This window comes from Pseudogulbenkiania sp. AW2-16, assembly GCF_056824575.1.
On sequence record NZ_CP157668.1, the window covers coordinates 1985740 to 2003901 of the forward strand.

Sequence of the window (18162 nt, forward strand, 5' to 3'; positions counted from 1 at the left end):
TTTGCTGCATTGCAAGACGGTATCTCAACCACTAACCCGCGTGCCGCAAGGCATGCACGTGTGAGTAATCTTAATGACTACCCTCGCTATGGAAAACTTCGCCCAGCTGTTCGAAGAAAGCCTCACCCTTCACGACATGCGCGTAGGCGAAGTGATCACGGCCGAAGTTGTTGGCCTTGATTCCAACTTTGTAACCGTGAACGCCGGCCTCAAGTCCGAGTCGCTGATTCCGGTTGAAGAATTCAAGGCCGATAGCGGCGTTATCGAAGTGGCTATTGGCGACTTCGTGACCGTGGCCATCGACGCGCTGGAAAACGGCTTCGGCGAAACCAAGCTGTCGCGCGAAAAAGCCAAGCGCCTGGCCGCCTGGATCGAGCTGGAAGAAGCTCTGGAAGCTGGCACCATCATGTCCGGCCTGATCAGCGGCAAGGTCAAGGGTGGTCTGACCGTTATGGTCAACGGCATCCGCGCCTTCCTGCCGGGCTCCTTGGTTGACGTACGTCCGGTGAAAGACACCACCCCGTACGAAGGCAAGCAGGTCGAGTTCAAGGTCATCAAGCTGGACCGCAAGCGCAACAACGTGGTGGTATCCCGCCGCGCCGTGCTGGAAGAAACCCTGGGCGAAGAGCGCAAAGCTCTGCTGGAAACCCTGTGCGAAGGCGCTGTGGTTAAAGGTATCGTCAAGAACATCACCGACTACGGTGCGTTCGTTGACCTGGGTGGCATCGACGGTCTGCTGCACATCACCGACCTGGCATGGCGCCGCGTCAAGCACCCGTCCGAAGTCCTCGCCGTGGGCGACGAAGTCGAAGCCAAGGTGCTTAAGTTCGACCAGGAAAAGAACCGCGTTTCGCTGGGCCTCAAGCAGCTGGGCGACGACCCGTGGGTTGGTCTGTCCCGTCGCTACCCGTCCGGTACCCGCCTGTTCGGCAAGGTGACCAACCTGACCGACTACGGTGCGTTCGTTGAAATCGAACAAGGTATCGAAGGTCTGGTGCACGTGTCCGAAATGGACTGGACCAACAAGAACGTACACCCGTCCAAGGTGGTTCAGGTTGGCGACGAAGTCGAAGTCATGATCCTCGAGATCGACGAAGACCGCCGCCGTATCAGCCTCGGCATGAAGCAGTGCCTGGCCAACCCGTGGGACGATTTCGCTGCGACCTACAAGAAGGGCGACAAGCTGGTCGGCGCCATCAAGTCGATCACCGACTTCGGCGTGTTCGTGGGCCTGCCGGGCGGCATCGACGGCCTGGTTCACCTGTCCGACCTTTCCTGGAGCGAAACCGGCGAAGACGCCGTGCGCAAGTTCAAGAAGGGCGACGAGGTTGAAGCCGTTGTTCTGTCCATCGACGTGGAAAAAGAGCGTATCTCCCTGGGCATCAAGCAGCTCGAAGGCGATCCGTTCAACAACTACGTTGCCATGAACGACAAGGGCGCCCTGGTCAAGGGTACCGTGAAGTCGCTGGACGCCAAGGGCGCCGTGATTCAGCTGGACGGTGACGTCGAAGGCTACCTGCGCGCTTCGGAAGTGTCCCGCGACCGCGTGGAAGACATCCGCACCCACCTGAAGGAAGGTGACGAAGTTGAGGCCGTGATCATCGCTGTCGATCGCAAGAGCCGCAACATCAGCCTGTCCATCAAGGCCAAGGATGCCCAGGAAGAAGGCGCTGCCCTGCGCTCCCTGGCTGCCAGCGATGCCAACGTCAGCGCTGGTACCACCAGCCTGGGCGCGCTGCTGAAAGCCAAGCTGTCTTCGGGCAACAACGCTGAGTAATGGCATCATGACCAAATCTGAGCTGATTGCCAGGCTGGCGGAACATCTTGCCGAGCGCAATTCTCAGTTGGTCTACAAGGATGCTGAGCTGGCCGTCAAGACCATCCTGGATGCGATGGCCGGCAGCCTGGCCACCGGGCAGCGCATCGAAATCCGCGGCTTCGGTAGTTTCGATCTGAACTACCGGCCGCCGCGGGTCGGGCGCAACCCGAAGTCGGGCAGCAGCGTCTCGGTTCCTGAGAAGTTTGTGCCGCATTTCAAGGCGGGCAAGGAACTGCGCGAACGGGTTGATCTCGCGCTGCTTGCCCAGGAGCAGGTCTGAAAGGCCTGCCCTTGCTGTCTTACCAGCCCAAGCAAAGCGCCGCTCATCGCGGCGCTTTTTCGTTGCCGCCTCCCGCGCGGCTTGGGTTGTGTCAGCCAATCGTTTAAACTTGCACTCCGGCTTACTCCTTACCCCGAGAAAAACCATGCGCTATGTGCTGCGTATCATCGAACTTGTCCTCTTGGTGCTGCTGATCGCCGTGACGGTGCAGAACAGCCATCAGGTCGATTTCAAGCTGTTCTTTGGACAGGTCTGGAGCGCGCCGCTGATCGTGTTTCTGCTGGTGTTTTTCATTGCCGGAGCGGCGGTCGGCCTGTTGGCGACCCTGTCCTACTACCTGCGCTTGCGCCGGCAGCTGTCGCTGCTGAAAAAGGAATTGCGCAATCGACCGCCTTCGCCGCGCGTGGTGCACGACCCCAGCGACGCCTTGGCCGATTGAAGATGACCGTTGCAAGCTGCCGCCCCTTCGGGCGGCAGCCGTATTTTTGTCGTTGAAGAGAAAGGATGGCCTTGGAGCTCGATCTGTGGTGGTTGCTGCTGTTCCCCGCGTTTTTTGCCCTGGGCTGGCTGGCGGCGCGCGTCGACATGCGTTCGGTGCTGAAGCAGGCAAAGGAAGTCCCGGCGGGTTTCTTCCGCGGTCTCGATGCCCTGGTGGAAGAAGACAGTGGGGCAGCGGTCAAGGCTCTGGCCGAAGTGGCCCGGCAGCAACCGGCGGTGCAGGAACTGCCGCTGACCTTGGGCAAGCTCTACCGCAAGCGTGGCGAGAATGACCGTGCCATCCGCTTGCACCAGCGGATGCTGGAGTCGACCGACTTGCCGTCCGAGCAACGCGACGCCGTGCGTTTCGAACTGGCACAGGACTTCCGCAAGGCCGGCCTGGTCGACCGGGCCGAAGAGATTTTGCTCAAGCTGCTCAGTGGCAACATGGGGCGCTCGGCGCGGCGGCAGCTGCTCGACATCTACCAGCAGGACCGCGATTGGGAGAAGGCCATCGCCACGGCCAAGGAGTTGCGCAGCGACGCCCACTCCTACCAACACGAGGTGGCCCAGTACCACTGTGAACTGGCCCAGGGCGAGTTGTACAAGTCCAATTATCCCGAGGCGCGTCGTCACGTCACCGAGGCGCTGGCAGCCAATCGCAAGTGCGTGCGCGCCAGCCTGATCTTGGGAGACATCGAGTTCGCCGAAGGCCGTCTGGAAGAGGCCATCGCCGCCTGGCAGGGCATCGAGAAACAGAATTTCGAATACCTGTCGATGGCCGCCGAGCGGCTGTTCGACGCGTATGAAAAACTTGGCAAGCCGAGCGAGGGGATTGCACTGCTGCGCGGCTATCAGAAAACCTTCCCGCAATTGGAGCTGACCGATCTGTTGTACCAGAAGGTCGCCACCTACGAGGGGGAGGCGCGTGCCCTAGAAGCGGCGCGCGAGGCGGTGCATGCCCGGCCCAGCCTGAATGGGGTGTACCGGCTGATCGAGTCGCAGATGGACGGGCTGACGCCGGAAGGCCGTGCCGACGCCGAGGTCATTCGTACCCTGGTCTCCAAACATGCGCAGCGGCTCACCGTGCATCGCTGCAAATGCTGCAACTTCCGTTCGCGCGCCTTCTTCTGGCACTGCCCGGCCTGTGGCGAATGGGAGAGCTTCACCCCCAACCGCTCGGAGATTCACTAAGCGCCCATTTCATCAGGCGGCTACGCCTTGGCAACCCGAGCACCGACGGTGTGTGGAGTCTTCCTGTACGACGTGGTACATGTGGCTCCTGCGTGCTGTCGGCTCTCTCGCTGTCCTGGCGTGCTCGCCGACTGTAGCGGGCTTTAAATCGTTTCAGGAGTCTGCATGAATCCTTTGGTTTCGGCCAACCTGTCCGGAGCGTCTGTGTCTCCGGTCGTCGTCGCGCTGGATTTCGCCGACGCCAACAGCGCGCTCGCTTTTGCCGCTCGCCTCGACCCCGCCGAATGTCGCGTCAAGGTGGGCAAGGAGCTGTTTACCGCGTCCGGCCGCGCGCTGGTGGAAAGCCTGGCCGCACGCGGCTTCCAGGTCTTCCTCGATCTCAAGTTCCACGACATTCCCAACACCGTGGCGCACGCCTGCAAGGCGGCGGCCGAGGCTGGGGTGTGGATGGTCAACGTGCACGCTTCCGGTGGGCGCCGCATGATGACGGCGGCGCGCGAGGCGCTGGAACAGTACAGTCAGCGCCCGCTCTTGATTGCCGTCACCGTGCTCACCAGCATGGAGGCCGCCGACCTGGCCGAAATCGGCATTACCGTACCGCCGCAGGAGCAGGTGCTGCGCCTCGCTCGCCTGACGCGCGACAGCGGTCTCGACGGCGTGGTGTGTTCGGCGCAGGAGGCCTCGCTGCTCAAGGCTGAGTTGGGGAACGAATTCAAGCTGGTCACCCCGGGCATCCGCCTGCCAGACAGCGCCGCCGACGATCAACGCCGCGTGATGACGCCGACCGCCGCGCTTGCCGCCGGCGCCGACTACCTGGTGATCGGCCGCCCGATCACCAAAGCCGCCGAGCCGCTGGAGGTGCTATGCAAGATCAACCAGGATATCGCTCACTTCCGGACGACCCAAGCATGAAAATCACCGTAATCGGATCGGGCTACGTCGGCCTGGTCACCGGCACCTGCCTCGCCGAAGTCGGCAACGAGGTGTGTTGCCTCGACGTCGACCCGGCCAAGATCGCACTGCTGCAAGCCGGCGGCATCCCGATCTACGAACCGGGCCTGGACGACATGGTGCGTCGTAACGTCGCCGCCGGCCGCCTGCATTTCACCACCGACGTGGCCGAGTCGGTCGCCTTCGGCGACATCCAGTTCATCGCCGTCGGCACCCCGCCGGACGAGGACGGTTCGGCCGACCTGCAGTACGTGCTGGCCGCCGCGCGCAACATCGGCCGCTACATGGACGGCTACAAGGTCATCGTCGACAAGTCCACGGTGCCGGTCGGCACCGCCGACAAGGTCAGGGCGGCGATCGCCGAGGTGCTGGCCGAGCGCGACGCCCAGCTCGACTACAGCGTGGTCTCCAACCCGGAATTCCTCAAGGAAGGTGCGGCGATCGAGGACTTCATGAAGCCCGACCGCATCGTGGTCGGCGCCGAGGACGAGCGCGCCGTCGAGATGATGCGCCGCCTGTACGCGCCGTTCCAGCGCAACCACGAGCGCATCCTGTTCATGGACGTGCGTAGCGCCGAGCTGACCAAGTACGCTGCCAACGCCATGCTGGCGACGCGCATCTCGTTCATGAACGAACTGGCCAACCTGGCCGAGACGCTGGGTGCCGACATCGAGCTGGTACGCCGCGGCATTGGCTCCGATCCGCGCATCGGCTACCACTTCCTGTACCCCGGCGCCGGTTACGGCGGTTCGTGCTTCCCCAAGGACGTCAAGGCGCTGATCAGCAGCGGCAAGGCCCACGGCCATACCCTGCGCGTGCTGGACGCGGTGGAAGCCGCCAACGACGCGCAGAAGCTGCGCACTGGTGGACAAGGCGGTGGCACGTTTCGGTGAGGACCTGTCCGGGCGCCGCTTCGCGCTGTGGGGGCTGGCGTTCAAGCCCAATACCGACGACATGCGCGAGGCGCCCTCCCGGGTGATCGTGGCCGAGCTGACGCGCCGTGGCGCCGAGGTGGTGGCGTACGACCCGGTCGCCGCCGAGGAAGCGCGCCGCGTGATGGGCGACAATCCACACCTGCGCTTCGCCGAGGACATGATGAGCCCGCTCGACGGGGCCGACGCCCTGCTGATCGTCACCGAGTGGAAGATGTTCCGCGCCCCGGACTTCGAGGCGATCCGCGCCGCGCTCAAGGTGCCGGTGATCATCGACGGGCGCAATATGTACGATCCGGCCTGGCTGCGCGAGCAGGGCTTCGATTACCTGGCGATCGGGAGGTAAGACCATGACGACGGGACTGTTGCAGGCACTGGCCTTGCAGCCGGCCAGCCTGGCCGAAGCCATGGGGCGCGCGCGCGTGCTGGTGGTGGGGGACGTGATGCTGGACCGCTACTGGTTCGGTGATGTTTCCCGCATCTCGCCGGAGGCGCCGGTGCCGGTGGCCAAGATCGGCCGCATGGAAGAGCGTGCCGGCGGTGCCGCCAACGTGGCGCGCAATATCGCCGGCCTCGGCGGCAAGGCCACCATCCTGTCGGTGGTCGGGGACGACGAGGCCGCCAGCGCGCTGGAACGGCTGATGGATGCCGACGGCATCGCCACCTCGTTCAAGCGCGACGCCGGCATCTCCACCACCATCAAGTTGCGCGTGGTGGCACGTCAGCAGCAGCTGATCCGGCTCGACTTCGAAGATGCGCCGAGCCATGAGATCCTCGCCGACAAGCTGGACGAGTACGCCGCCATCGTTGCCGACCACGACGTGGTGATCCTGTCCGATTACGGCAAGGGCGGGCTGACCCACGTCTCGCGCATGATCGAGCTGGCGCGCGCGGCTGGCAAGCCGGTGCTGATCGACCCCAAGGGTGACGACTACAGCAAGTATGCCGGGGCCACGCTGCTCACCCCCAACCGCAGCGAATTCAGGCAGGTGGCCGGCAGCTGGCAGAGCGAGGAACAGCTTGTCGCCAAGGCCGAGGCGCTGCGTGCCGAACTGAGCCTCGACGCCCTGCTGGTGACGCGCAGCGAGGAGGGCATGACGCTATTCCGTGCCGACGGCGCGTTGCACCAGCCGACCCTGGCGCGCGAGGTGTACGACGTATCGGGCGCCGGCGATACCGTGATCGGCACGCTGGGCCTGGCGCTGGCAGCCGGGCTGCCGCTGCCGCTGGCGATGTCGCTGGCCAACGCCGCCGCCGGCATCGTGGTCGGCAAGTTGGGCACCGCGGTGTGCACCCAGCCGGAACTGTTCGCGTTGTAATCGGCTGGCAAAGGGGACACGCCATGCTGTGGCACGACGAGGTGCTGTCATTCTGGTTCGGCGGCGTCGAGGAGGAAAGCGTGGCGCGCGAACGCGGCGCCTGGTTCCGCAAGGATGCCGCATTCGACGACACGATCCGGCAGCGCTTCCTGACGCTGGTCGAGGCGCTGGAGGCGGGGGCCTTGCCGCCCGATCTCGGCGATGCCCGCGCTACGCTGGCCTGGCTGATCGTCGCCGACCAGTTTCCGCGCAACCTGTTTCGAGGCACGGCGCGTGCCTTCGGCTGCGACGCGCGGGCGCGCGAGGTGGCGCGGCAGGCAGTAGCGGCCGGGCTCGACACCCAACTGCCGCCGGTGGCGCGCTGGTTCGTCTACCTACCGTTCGAGCATAGCGAGGCGCTTGCCGACCAGGACGAGGCGGTGCGGCTGTTTGCCGCGCTGGCCGGCTACCCCGGCCAGGACAATGTGATCGATTACGCCCGTCGCCACAGAGCGGTAATCGAACGTTTCGGGCGCTTTCCCCATCGCAATGCCGCGCTGGGTCGGGAAAGCACCGCGGAAGAAGCGGCGTTCCTCGAGGAACCCGGTTCCTCCTTCTGAAGAATCCGTCTGAAAAGGACTACACCATGACCATCGTCGTTACCGGCGCAGCCGGCTTCATCGGCTCCAACATCGTCAAGGCGCTCAACGGCCGCGGCATCACCGACATCATTGCCGTCGACAACCTGAGCTCCGGCGACAAGTTCCGCAATCTGGTCGACTGCGAGATCAGCCACTACCTCGACAAGCACGAATTCCTCGACCTGCTGCTGGACGGCGAGTACGACGGCGAGCTGATGGCCATCGTGCACGAGGGCGCCTGCTCCGACACCATGAACCACGACGGCAAGTACATGATGGACAACAACTATCAGTACACGCTGGCGCTGCTCGACTACTGTCAGAGCGAGGAAATCCAGTTCCTGTACGCCTCCAGCGCGGCGGTGTACGGCGGCGGCAACACTTTCAAGGAGGAGCGCGAGTTCGAGGGGCCGCTCAACGTCTACGGCTACTCCAAGTTCCTGTTCGACCAGGTGCTGCGCCAGCGCATGAAGGAAGGCCTGACCGCACAGGTGGCCGGTTTCCGCTACTTCAACGTCTACGGCCCGCGCGAGCAGCACAAGGGGCGTATGGCCTCGGTGGCGTTCCACAACTTCAACCAGTACCGCGAAACCGGCAAGGTCAAGCTGTTCGGCGGCTGGGACGGCTGGGGCGACGGCTGCCAGAGCCGCGACTTCGTGTCGGTGGAGGACGTGGTCAAGGTCAACCTGTTCTTCCTTGACAATCCGGAACTGTCCGGCATCTTCAACCTCGGCTCCGGCCGGGCGCAGCCAGTTCAACGACGTGGCCGTGGCCACCGTCAACGCCTGCCGCCGCCACGAGGGCAAGCCGGCCTTGAGCCATGCCGAGCTGGTGGAGCAGGGCATCCTCGAGTACACGCCGTTCCCGGACGCGCTCAAGGGCAAGTACCAGAGCTTCACCCAGGCGGATATCGGCAAGCTGCGGGAGGCCGGTTACGACGAGCCGATGCTGTCGGTGGAGCAGGGGGTGGATAGGTACGTCGACTGGCTGATGACTCGCTGAGCAGAACTGCGAACAAATCCCCTCTTGGCGTTGTTGCGCTCGCGTGCGAATCTATCACTGGGCAAATTGAAGATTTGCACGCGGAGATTCGCCCAGCAAGCACTTGTCGTACTACTTGTACTGTCTGCGGCCGCGCGCCTAGCCAAGACCGCTGCGCTGGTGCTTGTTAGCAGTTCTAAATCCGCGGCACGAGCGCCACATCCCCATCCCGGTTCTGTGATGCTCGCCGTACCACTTGTACGGCAGTGCTTCTCGAGCCGGCCGGGGCCGCGGTGATGACCGCAGGGAATCCCTGTGGGACGATTTCTTCTCCAAGCGCTGCATCGCTTTGGTCAGCGTTGGAATGACAAACAGCCCGCATCGCGGGCTGTTTGTCTTGGGGCCGAAGTGCCTGGAGAGCTAGATCAGTTCTTCGGCATGATATTGTTGAAGACGAACTTCACGCCGTCGACCTTCTCGGCGATGGCGCCGACTTCGGCCATCTGCAGGCCTTCATCGACATTGCCTTCGATGGTGACGTCGTTGTTTTTGCCACTGACCTTCAGGTTGAACGCCTTGAGCGTGGGGTTGGCGTCGATGGCGGTCTTGACCTTGGCGGCCAGCGCGGCATCGGCCGCCTCGTCGGCCAGTGCAAACTGGGCCGGCAGCAAGGTGGCGGCCAGCAAGGCCATTACCAGTTTCGAAGCAAAAACACGTTGTTTCATGGCGGACTCGCTTATGGAAAAAGGCGGGAATATTAGTGCGTCGAAGGGGACATCCCTTGCCGTGATTCCCGGATAGCGCCATCGTACATTTTGAACATTACAGAAATATTGAATTAAATCGTGCGGTAGCCGGCACCTGTGGCAAAGCCCTGTCGAGGCCGTGGATTTTTTTGGCGCGCAACCGGTATAATGATCGGCTTATACGGAGAATCCGCATGACCCTGCCCACGTTCAAGCATCTGGAAGATTTCGTCGGCCACACCCCGCTGGTCCAGCTCAAGCGTCTGCCCGGCAATACCAGCAACATCGTGCTGGTCAAGCTGGAGGGCAACAATCCGGCCGGCTCGGTCAAGGACCGTCCCGCCCTGTCGATGATCCGCCGCGCCGAGGCGCGTGGCGACATCAAGCCGGGTGATACGCTGATCGAGCCCACCAGCGGCAACACCGGCATCGCGCTGGCGATGGCGGCGGCGATGATGGGTTACCGCATGATCCTGGTGATGCCGGACAATTCCAGCGCCGAACGCGTGCAGACCATGCGTGCCTACGGTGCCGAGGTGGTGCTGACGCCGGCGGCGCTGTCGATGCCGGGCTCGATCGACGAGGCTCGGCGCATGGAAGCGGCGGGCGGGGGCATCATCCTCGACCAGTTCGCCAACCCGGACAATCCGCTGGCGCATTACGAGGGCACCGGCCCGGAGATTTGGGCCGATACCGCCGGCACCGTGACGCACTTCGTTTCCAGCATGGGGACCACCGGCACCATCATGGGCACCAGCCGTTTCCTGAAGGAAAAGAACCCGGCGATCCAGATCGTCGGCGTGCAGCCGGAACCGGGCAGCCAGATCACCGGCATCCGCAAGTGGGAAGACGAGTACCTGCCCAAGATTTGCGATTACTCGCGCATCGATGAGCTCCGGCTGGTGTCGCAGCAGCTGGCCGAGCAGACCGCGCGCGACCTGGCCCGCATCGAGGGCATCATGGCGGGGCCGTCGTCCGGCGGGGCGCTGGCGGTGGCGCTGCAACTGTCGCAGCAGCTGGAAAACGCGGTGATCGTCTCCATCGTCTGCGACCGCGGCGACCGCTACCTGTCCACCGGCCTGTTCCCCTGAGCGCGTGCGAATAAGCGGCGGTGCGCGCCGATTCCGCTGTCGTGGCGTTCGCCGCGCTAACCGGTCTCGGGGCGTTCGCCACGATTCCTTCCACCCGCTTTGAGCCTGTTTTCGATTTTCTGACACCGTCCGCATGGCACAACACGCTTTTTCTCCCGACAAAGACGGCTCGATGAGCCCGCTGGCCTGGTACCGGGCTGCTTCGCAGAAGGATGGCTTCATCCACGATCCGGTGCAGGAGACTGCGGTGGGCATGCTCGACACGCTGTGGCAACAGCTGGTCGACTTCAAGACCAAGCGCAACCGTTTCCTCGGGCGCAGCCTGAGAAGCCCCGAGGTGCCGCAGGGTCTGTACTTCTGGGGCGGGGTGGGGCGCGGCAAGAGCTTCCTGATGGATGCCTTCTTCACCTGCGTGCCGTACCGGCGCAAGCGCCGCGTGCACTTTCATCATTTCATGGCCGAGGTGCACAACCAGCTGCGCTCGTTGAGCAAGGAGACCGACCCGCTGGTGACGGTGGCGGCACGCATCGCCCAGGCGACGCGGCTGCTGTGCTTCGACGAGTTCCATGTCAGCGACATCGCCGACGCCATGATCCTGTCGCGCCTGTTGAGCGAGCTGTTCCGCCATGGCGTGATCATGGTGTTGACCTCGAACTATCCCCCCGACCAGCTCTATCCCAACGGTTTGCAGCGCAACAACTTCCTGCCGGCGATCGAACTCTTGAAGCAGCACCTGGCGGTGTTCAACCTCGACGGCGGCAACGACTACCGGCTGCGCGAGCTGACGCGCGAGCCGCTGTTCATGGTGCCGTCCGGCGCGGACAGCGACGCGCGCATGGAGGCGATGTTCGACCGTCTCACCGCCGGGGCGTCGGAGTCGCCGCGCCAGATCGAGATACAGGGGCGCAAGCTGATGGTCAAGCGCCACGCGCCGGGGGTGATCTGGTTCGATTTCGCAACGCTGTGCGGCGGCCCGCGTTCGCAGACCGACTACCTCGATATCGCCGCCGGATATCATACAGTGTTCGTTTCGGGCATCCCCAGGCTGTCGGCCAACGACGCTTCGCCGGCGCGCCGGCTGACCTGGCTGGTGGACGTGTTCTACGACCACCGCGTCAAACTGGTGGCCAGCTGCGCGGTGGAGATCGACGATATCTACACCGAGGGGATGCAGGCCAGCGAGTTCTTCCGCACCGCGAGCCGTCTCACCGAGATGCAGTCGAGCAGCTACCTGGAGTTGCCCCACCTGGTCGACAACTTCAAGCTCGAGTCGCTGCAGTCGATCGCGCTGTAATGGTGCCCGGCGAGGCGCCACCAGGAGGGCAACCTCGTTGGCAAGACAACAAAAAAGCGGCCATCAGGCCGCTTTTTTGACGAGGAGCGTCGCGATTACACGCGCTTCTTGAATTCGTTGGTGCGGGTATCGATTTCGATTTTCTCGCCGGTGTTGACGAAAGCCGGAACCTGAACTTCGAAGGTGGTACCGACCAGACGGGCGGGTTTCAGCACCTTGCCCGAGGTATCGCCGCGTACGGCCGGCTCGGTGTATTCCACTTCGCGCACCACGCTGGTCGGCAGTTCGACCGAGATGGCCTTGCCGTCGTAGAAGGTGACCTGGCACACGTCTTCCATGCCGTCGACGATGTAGTTGATGGTGTCGCCGAGGTTGTCGGCTTCCACTTCGTACTGGTTGTACTCGGTGTCCATGAACACGTACATCGGGTCGGCGAAGTAGGAGTAGGTGCAGTCCTTGCGGTCCAGAACGATCACGTCGAACTTGTCGTCGGCGCGGTAAACGGTTTCGGAGCCGGCGCCGGTCAGCAGGTTCTTCATCTTCATCTTGACGACGGAGGCGTTACGGCCGGATTTGCTGAATTCGGCCTTCTGCACGACCATCGGCTCGGAGCCGACCATGAATACGTTGCCTGCGCGGAGTTCCTGTGCGGTTTTCATTGCTTCAAAGTCCCAAATCTTGAGTCGGAATCGGAAACGGATTTCCGTAAAAACCAGCTATTGTAGCGTGTTTTCAACCATTTGCACCAGCCGGCTTGCCAAGTCGGCCGATCCCAGCGCCTGCTTCGGCCAACCCTGGGCGTGGCGTCGCAGTTCGGCCAGCTGCGGTGCTAGCGCGGCCCACGCTGTGGCCATCCCCTGACCGCGGTTCCAGGCGTGGAAGGCGGCGACGAGGGCGTGGCGGGCGGGGGCGGACAGGGTGGCGCCGTAGTGTGACAAAAACGCATCAAGCTTGACCAGGTGCGCGTCTTCTTGCTGTTGATAGATGTGCCAGAGGAAGGGGCGCGCCGCCCACTGCGCGCGCACGAAGCTGTCTTCGCCGCGTACGATGTTGACGTCGCATGACCACAGCAGCCGGTCGTAGCCGGGCTGGTCGGTGAACGGCAGTACGTGTACGGCGAGGCGGCCCTTCTGCCGCATGTCGCCGGCCTGCAAGGTCTCGTCACCGAACACCGCCGCCACGTCGCCCAGCACCTTGCCTTCCGGCACCAGCACGCGCACCGGCTGGTTTCCGGCGGCCCACGCCCGCAGTAGCTCGCCGGCGGCCGGGGTGGCGTAGCTGAACAGGCTGACGCGCAGTTCGCCTTCTGCCTGCGGCGGTACGCCGAGACCCTTCCAGTAGGCTGCCTGTACCGCCGCATCCGCCTGCCAGCGTGCGCGCTCGACGAGCAGGTCGGCCTCGCAGATCAGGCCGCCGGTGCGTTCGGTGAAGCCGGGGAAGAAGAAATGCTTGGTCAGCGGCAGGCGCGGATGCGGCGAGGGCAGGCCGTGGCAGCCCTCCACCCAGTCCTCGGCGCTGAGGTATTCCAGGTTGAGCCAGGCCGGCTTGACCGGGCGTGCCGCCATGGCGGCCAGGTAGGCATCGGGCAACTGGCAGCCGAAGGCTTCGATCACCACATCGGCGGCGGCGATGCCGTCCGGAAATGTCTTCGGCCAACGTTGCAGGGTGATGCCTTGCCGCTCTTGTACGTCGCATTCCGGATCGAGTCCGGGACAGAGCCGCGCGAAGCTCGCCAGGTCGTCGACCCAGAGCCGGACACGTTGGCCGAACTCGCGCTGCAGCTGGCGCGCCAGCCGCCAGGTGACGCCGATATCGCCGTAGTTGTCGATGACGGTGCAGAAGATGTCCCAGTGGCGGGCGGCAGGGCGGTGCGGCATGGAGTGCGGGGAAAAGTGGAAACGCTGCCGAGGATACCACCGGCGACGGCGTCCGGCGGGTTTCTCTCCCGTCAAGGCGCGCGGAGGGCGCCGTGGCGGGCCGGCGGACCGGAATGCCGTGCCATGAAAATACGGAGGCGGCCTATAAATACGAATGGCATAAGCGAATCGATTAATGCTGGACTACGCTTACTCTCAGGAAGGGCCTGTTTGCGCGCCGCCGTGCGGCCCGGCGGGCCGTGATCGACGAGGGGATAGTGTGGACATCCAGCTGTTGCCGTTCACTTTGCAGGCAGAACGCTTTGCCTTGCCGCTGGCCCAGGTGCGGCGCGTGTTGCCCACGCTGAAGGCGATTCCGTTGCCCGGCGCGCCGGCGGTGGTGGCCGGCGTGGTGGCGCTGCGCGGCCAGCTGGTGACGGTGGTCGATCTGTGCGCCCGGCTGGGCTGGGCGGCACCGCCGCTGCGCCGCTGGTCGCCCTGGATCTGGGCCTGCACCGAGCGGCGCGACCTGCTGCTGCCGGTCGAGAGCGTGATGCCGGTCCGGCGTGCCGGTGCCGCCGACTGGACGCCGGCCGCCAAGCTGGCCAAGGTGCAGGGCAACGTTTCCGGCGTGCTGCGCTCCAGCGACGGCCTGTATCTGTTGTACGACCTGGACGCCTTTCTTTCCTCCGACGAAGAGCGAGCCCTTGAGCGGGCCCTGGCCGATCATGACGCACGCGACGCGGCGGAATGAGGCTCCGCCGTTGCCGACGGGGCCCTTGCTGGAGCGGCTGGCCCTGCGCATCCGCGTGGAACTCGGGCTGGCGTATCCGCCCGCGCGTCATGGCGAACTGGCGCACCAGCTCGCCCAGGCCGCGCACGAGCTGGGTGGCGGGCGGGCAGCGCAGTGGCTGGCCGAGTTGGCGGCGCACCGCTGGAGTTCGGCGCAGGTGCAGCAGCTGGCGCGCTATCTCACCGTGGGGGAAACCTATTTCCTGCGCGATCCGGCCAGCTTCACCGCGTTGCGCGACACCGTGTTGCAGCCGCTGGTCGAGTCCCGTCGTGGGCGGCAGCCGCAGTTGAGGATGTGGAGTGCGGCCTGTTGTACCGGCGAAGAGGCCTATGGCCTGCTGTTCATGGTGGACGAGCTGCTGGGCGACGAGCGCGACGACTGGCGACTCGAGCTGCTGGCGAGCGATGTCAACCCGGACTTTCTCGCCCGGGCGCGGCGCGGCGTGTACGGCGGCTACGCCTTCCGGCAGGCCTGCCCTGCACGGCGTGCGCGGCATTTCGTGGAGGACGACGGGCAGTGGCGGGTTGCGCCGCCCTGGCGTGACCGCATCCGTTTCTTCAACCTGAACCTGTCCCGCCCGGACTACCCCGATGCCCGGCGTGGCTTGGCCGAACTGGATGTGATCTTGTGCCGCAACGTGCTGATGTACTTCGCGCCGGAACAGGCGGGCCTGGTGCTGGAGCGGCTGCTGGCGTGTCTGGCCCCGGACGGGGTGCTGCTGTTGTCGGCGGTGGAAGCGGGGATCGCGTTGGACGCCGGCCGGGTGGGCACATGGCTGGGAGATGGCTACGCCCTGCGGCAGCCCGTCGCGACGGCGGCGCTCTCAGGGCGGGCGTCGGCCCGGATGCCGCCTGGCGTGCGTCACCGCGACCATCCGGCGCCGTTGTCGCCGCTGGCGGCTCCGGCAGAGGAGAGGACGCCGGGGACGGAGCCAGAGCGGGCGATGGCGGCCGGACGCTACGCGGAGGCGGCCTTGCTGCTGCAGCGCCGTTTCGCCGGCGACGGCCTGTCGGCTCACGAGCGCATGGAAACGTGCCTCGAACTGGTCCACGCCTGCATCAACGGCGGCCAGCCCGAGCAGGCCGAGCAGTGGCTGGCGCATGCCCGCGCGCTCGACCGGCTGGATCCGCGCCCGTACTGGCTGCTGAGCCTGCTGCGCTACCAGCAGGGCCGGCAGGACGAGGCGCTAGCGGGCCTGCAGAGGGTGCGCTACCTCGAGCCGGGCTTCGTGCTGGCCCCCTTTCTCGAACTGCAGATCCATCTGCGGCAGGGGGAGGGGAGCGTGCCGAACGGGCGCGGCAGTGTTGCCTGGCGCTGCTGGCGGGGCACGCCGACGATGCCCTGGTGGCCGAGGGCGACGGGCTGAGTGTCAAACAGCTGCGGCTGCAATGCCTGGCGTTGGGCCTGCAGCCGATGGAGAACAGGTCATGAGTGACGATAACGCGGCATCGTCGGCCGGTGACGCCGCTCTGTGGGCGGCGGTGTTCGCGCGGCTGGCCCGCCTGGAAAGCCTGCTGGCGGGCGATGGCGAGGGCGATCCGGCGGCGCTCGAGCAGCAGCTGCGCGAGCGTACCGCCTACTGGGCCGAGCCGGAAGCCGTGGCGGCGGCGCAAGCGCCGTTCGAGGTGCTGGGCTTTTCGCTGGGGGACGAGTGCTACGGCATCGTGCCGCACTTCGTGGCGGAAGTCGTCCCGTTGCGTCAGTTCACGCCGTTGCCGGGAACACCGCCGTTCGTGCTCGGCATTGTCAACTTGCGCGGGCGCATCGTGTCGGTACTCGACCTGCGCGTGCTGTTCGAGATTCCCCGGCGCGGCTTGTCGGAGCGCAACCACCTGGTGCTGCTGCAGCACGATGACATGGAGTTCGGGGTGCTGGCCGACGCCATCCTCGGCATGCAGTGGGTCTTGCCCCAGACCTTGCAGCCCGAGCTGGTCGGCCTGAGCGGCATCCTGCCGTCCTGCCTGCTCGGCATCACCCCGCAGCAATGGGTGATCCTGGATGGCGCCAAGCTGTTGGGCAACGAACAACTGCAGGTGGAGTTCAACACCTAAGGAGAGGCCATGCTGCTAGTGAACCTGCGTACCGGTACCAAGTTGCTGCTGGCCTTCGCCGTGGTGACGGGGAGTTTTGTCGGCCTGCTGTATCTGGCGCAGGACAGCATCCGACAGAGCCATGAACAGGGCCAGGCGATCGCACAGCTCGACCGCGACATCGCCGACGTCAAGGACCTGCGGATCAACGTCAATACCATGCGCGCGGAGACGATGGAGGCACTGATACGCGGCGACCGCGAACTGGACGGCCTCGAGCGCGATTTCCGGAGTCGCACCGAGGAGGACCGGGCCACGCTGGCGCGCTTGCAGCTCCGTGCCGCCGCCTCTCCGGATCTGACTCCGCTGATCGCGGAAATCCATCAACAATGGCTGACCTACGTGGAGAGTTTTGACCAGCAGCTCATGTCGCGCATGAAGGACGGCCGGCTGGAGGAGGCGCGCCGGCTGGTCGTCGGGGCGCAGAACGAGCGGGTGGATACGTTCCGCCAACTGGCGCGGCGCCTCGACATGGTGATCGCGCGCGAACAGCAGCGGCTCGACGACAGGAGCCGCGCGCTGGTGGTGCGTCAGCAGCAGCTGTTCCTGTCGGTGGGGGGCGGGCTGCTATTGTTGACGGCGCTGCTGGCGTGGCTGCTGACGCGCAGCATTGCCCGGCCGTTGCAGCAATTGACCCGCTACGCCGAGCAGATCAGCGTCGGGGAGCTGCCCGGGCAGATCGACTTCACCGCGCGCCACGACGAGGTGGGGCAACTGGGCCAGTCTTTTGCCCGCATGGCCGGCTACCTGCAACAGTTGGCAAACCAGGCCGAACGGCTGGCGGCGGGTGAACTGGGGGGAGGTGCGGCCGTGCTCCGAGCACGACCTGCTCGGCCAATCCTTCGCCCGCATGGTGGCCAATCTGCGCACCCTGGTGCAGGAAATGCACGAGGGCATCGCGGTGCTGGCGGCGGCGAGCGAGGACATTCTCAGCGTGGCGAGCCAGGTGGCGGTGGGGGCTCAGGAAACCGCCACGGCGGTGACCGAGATCGCCACCACGGTGGAGGAAGTGAAACAGACCGCCGTGATGGCCAACAGCCGGGCGCGCCAGGTGACCGAGGCGGCGGCGCATACCCGCGAGGTGGCGCAGCAGGGGAGCGAGGCGGTGCAAGAGAGCCTGGACAGCATGGCGCAGATTCGCCGCCAGGTCAGCGCGGTGGCCGAGAGCATCATGCGCCTGGGCGAGCAGAGCCAGACCATCGGCGAGATCGTCGCCACGGTCAACGACCTGGCGGAGCAATCGAACCTGCTGGGGGTGAACGCCTCGATCGAGGCGGTCAAGGCGGGGGACGTCGGCAAGGGATTCTCGGTGGTGGCACAGGAGGTCAAGGTGCTGGCCGAACAGTCCAAGCAGGCCACGGCGCAGGTGCGGGCCATTCTCGGCGACGTGCAGCGGGCGATGACCAAGGCGGTGCTGGCGGCGGAACAAAGCGGCAAGGCGGTCGAGGCCGGATTCGCGCGTTCGCAGTTCAGCGGCGAGGCGATCCATATCCTGACCGACAGTATCGATACCTCGAACGACGTGGCGTTGCAGATCTCCGCCACCAGCCAACAGCAGCTGATCGGCATGGACCAGGTGGCCAGCGCCATCGGCAACATCCGTCAGGCGAGCCAGGACAACGTGGCGGGTACCCGCCAGGTGGACCAGGCGGCGCGCAACCTGCATCAACTGGGGCTTCGGCTGCAGCAGCAGGCCAGCCTGTTCAAGTTGTGATGCGC

The 18162-nt window shown here is 65.1% G+C and carries 19 protein-coding genes and 2 pseudogenes; 17 read left to right on the forward strand and 4 right to left on the reverse strand.

The window, feature by feature from the left end:
- Positions 1-73: 73 nt before the first annotated feature.
- The 10 genes and pseudogenes from rpsA (at position 74) to rfaD (ending at position 8594) form a co-directional block, all read left to right on the forward strand.
- Positions 74-1777: a 30S ribosomal protein S1 gene (gene rpsA / locus ABKF58_RS09735; RefSeq protein ID WP_008955013.1), complete on the forward strand. Its 1704-nt coding sequence runs from the start codon at positions 74-76 to the stop codon at positions 1775-1777.
- A gap of 7 nt (positions 1778-1784) precedes the next feature.
- Positions 1785-2099, forward strand: coding sequence for an integration host factor subunit beta (locus ABKF58_RS09740; RefSeq protein ID WP_008955014.1), 315 nt, complete (start codon positions 1785-1787; stop codon positions 2097-2099).
- 145 nt (positions 2100-2244) lie between these two features.
- Entirely contained in the window at positions 2245-2538 is a 294-nt protein-coding gene (locus tag ABKF58_RS09745) for a lipopolysaccharide assembly protein LapA domain-containing protein (protein WP_008955015.1), read from the forward strand.
- A 71-nt stretch (positions 2539-2609) separates the two neighbouring features.
- Positions 2610-3770: a lipopolysaccharide assembly protein LapB gene (gene lapB, locus ABKF58_RS09750; protein ID WP_173387107.1), complete on the forward strand. Its 1161-nt coding sequence runs from the start codon at positions 2610-2612 to the stop codon at positions 3768-3770.
- A gap of 165 nt (positions 3771-3935) precedes the next feature.
- A complete protein-coding gene (pyrF, locus tag ABKF58_RS09755; protein WP_482584258.1) occupies positions 3936-4682 on the forward strand; it encodes an orotidine-5'-phosphate decarboxylase in 747 nt (248 codons plus the stop codon).
- Positions 4679-5614, forward strand: coding sequence for a UDP-glucose dehydrogenase family protein (locus ABKF58_RS09760; RefSeq protein WP_482584259.1), 936 nt, complete (start codon positions 4679-4681; stop codon positions 5612-5614). The genes pyrF and ABKF58_RS09760 overlap by 4 nt, the downstream gene beginning before the upstream one ends.
- Entirely contained in the window at positions 5598-5999 is a 402-nt protein-coding gene (locus tag ABKF58_RS09765; RefSeq protein ID WP_482584260.1) for a UDP binding domain-containing protein, read from the forward strand. The genes ABKF58_RS09760 and ABKF58_RS09765 overlap by 17 nt, the downstream gene beginning before the upstream one ends.
- 4 nt (positions 6000-6003) lie before the next feature.
- Positions 6004-6972: a D-glycero-beta-D-manno-heptose-7-phosphate kinase gene (rfaE1, locus tag ABKF58_RS09770; RefSeq protein ID WP_482584261.1), complete on the forward strand. Its 969-nt coding sequence runs from the start codon at positions 6004-6006 to the stop codon at positions 6970-6972.
- Positions 6973-6995: 23 nt separating this feature from the next.
- The gene (locus ABKF58_RS09775; protein ID WP_482584262.1) at positions 6996-7571 is read left to right on the forward strand and encodes a DUF924 family protein; all 576 of its coding nucleotides are present in this window, start codon (positions 6996-6998) and stop codon (positions 7569-7571) included.
- 26 nt (positions 7572-7597) lie between these two features.
- Positions 7598-8594: pseudogene (gene rfaD / locus ABKF58_RS09780) on the forward strand (ADP-glyceromanno-heptose 6-epimerase).
- A gap of 404 nt (positions 8595-8998) precedes the next feature.
- Here rfaD and ABKF58_RS09785 read toward each other — a convergent pair.
- A complete protein-coding gene (locus tag ABKF58_RS09785; protein WP_008955022.1) occupies positions 8999-9298 on the reverse strand; it encodes a BON domain-containing protein in 300 nt (99 codons plus the stop codon).
- Between the two features lie 215 nt (positions 9299-9513).
- Between ABKF58_RS09785 and cysM the strand changes: the two genes are divergently transcribed.
- Positions 9514-10410 (forward strand): cysteine synthase CysM, encoded by an 897-nt coding sequence (cysM, locus tag ABKF58_RS09790; RefSeq protein WP_014088132.1) that lies wholly within the window; start codon positions 9514-9516, stop codon positions 10408-10410.
- Positions 10411-10582: 172 nt separating this feature from the next.
- Positions 10583-11704: a cell division protein ZapE gene (gene zapE, locus ABKF58_RS09795; protein WP_482584263.1), complete on the forward strand. Its 1122-nt coding sequence runs from the start codon at positions 10583-10585 to the stop codon at positions 11702-11704.
- A gap of 95 nt (positions 11705-11799) precedes the next feature.
- On the opposite strand, the gene efp is transcribed toward zapE, so the two are convergent.
- A complete protein-coding gene (efp, locus tag ABKF58_RS09800; RefSeq protein ID WP_008955025.1) occupies positions 11800-12363 on the reverse strand; it encodes an elongation factor P in 564 nt (187 codons plus the stop codon).
- A gap of 57 nt (positions 12364-12420) precedes the next feature.
- Positions 12421-13581 (reverse strand): elongation factor P maturation arginine rhamnosyltransferase EarP, encoded by a 1161-nt coding sequence (gene earP / locus ABKF58_RS09805; protein ID WP_482584264.1) that lies wholly within the window; start codon positions 13579-13581, stop codon positions 12421-12423.
- A 259-nt stretch (positions 13582-13840) separates the two neighbouring features.
- Here earP and ABKF58_RS09810 point away from each other — a divergent pair, with 259 nt between their 5' ends.
- From ABKF58_RS09810 to ABKF58_RS09820, 3 genes are all read left to right on the forward strand, one after another.
- Positions 13841-14314 carry a chemotaxis protein CheW gene (locus ABKF58_RS09810; protein ID WP_482584265.1) on the forward strand — a complete coding sequence of 158 codons (474 nt, stop codon included), beginning with the start codon at positions 13841-13843 and terminating at the stop codon, positions 14312-14314.
- A gap of 10 nt (positions 14315-14324) precedes the next feature.
- Complete coding sequence (locus ABKF58_RS09815; protein ID WP_482584266.1) at positions 14325-15719, forward strand: CheR family methyltransferase; 1395 nt, start codon at positions 14325-14327, stop codon at positions 15717-15719.
- A gap of 61 nt (positions 15720-15780) precedes the next feature.
- Entirely contained in the window at positions 15781-16404 is a 624-nt protein-coding gene (locus ABKF58_RS09820) for a chemotaxis protein CheW (RefSeq protein ID WP_482584267.1), read from the forward strand.
- A 15-nt stretch (positions 16405-16419) separates the two neighbouring features.
- Here ABKF58_RS09820 and ABKF58_RS09825 read toward each other — a convergent pair whose 3' ends face one another.
- Positions 16420-16896 (reverse strand): hypothetical protein, encoded by a 477-nt coding sequence (locus tag ABKF58_RS09825; protein ID WP_482584268.1) that lies wholly within the window; start codon positions 16894-16896, stop codon positions 16420-16422.
- Positions 16897-16914: 18 nt separating this feature from the next.
- Here ABKF58_RS09825 and ABKF58_RS09830 point away from each other — a divergent pair.
- Both ABKF58_RS09830 and ABKF58_RS09835 read left to right on the forward strand, forming a co-directional pair.
- Positions 16915-17139, forward strand: a pseudogene (locus tag ABKF58_RS09830) (methyl-accepting chemotaxis protein); the annotation flags it as partial.
- A 91-nt stretch (positions 17140-17230) separates the two neighbouring features.
- Positions 17231-18157 carry a methyl-accepting chemotaxis protein gene (locus ABKF58_RS09835; protein WP_482584269.1) on the forward strand — a complete coding sequence of 309 codons (927 nt, stop codon included), beginning with the start codon at positions 17231-17233 and terminating at the stop codon, positions 18155-18157.
- The last annotated feature ends 5 nt before the right edge of the window (positions 18158-18162 follow it).

Excerpts from the sequence above, each read along its gene's own strand:
- rpsA (WP_008955013.1), top strand. The coding sequence starts at position 74 with ATGACTACCCTCGCTATGGAAAACTTCGCCCAGCTGTTCGAAGAAAGC.
- ABKF58_RS09740 (WP_008955014.1), top strand. The coding sequence starts at position 1,785 with ATGACCAAATCTGAGCTGATTGCCAGGCTGGCGGAACATCTTGCCGAG.
- ABKF58_RS09745 (WP_008955015.1), top strand. The coding sequence starts at position 2,245 with ATGCGCTATGTGCTGCGTATCATCGAACTTGTCCTCTTGGTGCTGCTG.
- pyrF (WP_482584258.1), top strand. The coding sequence starts at position 3,936 with ATGAATCCTTTGGTTTCGGCCAACCTGTCCGGAGCGTCTGTGTCTCCG.
- ABKF58_RS09760 (WP_482584259.1), top strand. The coding sequence starts at position 4,679 with ATGAAAATCACCGTAATCGGATCGGGCTACGTCGGCCTGGTCACCGGC.
- rfaE1 (WP_482584261.1), top strand. The coding sequence starts at position 6,004 with ATGACGACGGGACTGTTGCAGGCACTGGCCTTGCAGCCGGCCAGCCTG.
- ABKF58_RS09775 (WP_482584262.1), top strand. The coding sequence starts at position 6,996 with ATGCTGTGGCACGACGAGGTGCTGTCATTCTGGTTCGGCGGCGTCGAG.
- ABKF58_RS09785 (WP_008955022.1), bottom strand. The coding sequence starts at position 9,298 with ATGAAACAACGTGTTTTTGCTTCGAAACTGGTAATGGCCTTGCTGGCC.
- cysM (WP_014088132.1), top strand. The coding sequence starts at position 9,514 with ATGACCCTGCCCACGTTCAAGCATCTGGAAGATTTCGTCGGCCACACC.
- zapE (WP_482584263.1), top strand. The coding sequence starts at position 10,583 with ATGAGCCCGCTGGCCTGGTACCGGGCTGCTTCGCAGAAGGATGGCTTC.
- efp (WP_008955025.1), bottom strand. The coding sequence starts at position 12,363 with ATGAAAACCGCACAGGAACTCCGCGCAGGCAACGTATTCATGGTCGGC.
- earP (WP_482584264.1), bottom strand. The coding sequence starts at position 13,581 with ATGCCGCACCGCCCTGCCGCCCGCCACTGGGACATCTTCTGCACCGTC.
- ABKF58_RS09820 (WP_482584267.1), top strand. The coding sequence starts at position 15,781 with ATGAGTGACGATAACGCGGCATCGTCGGCCGGTGACGCCGCTCTGTGG.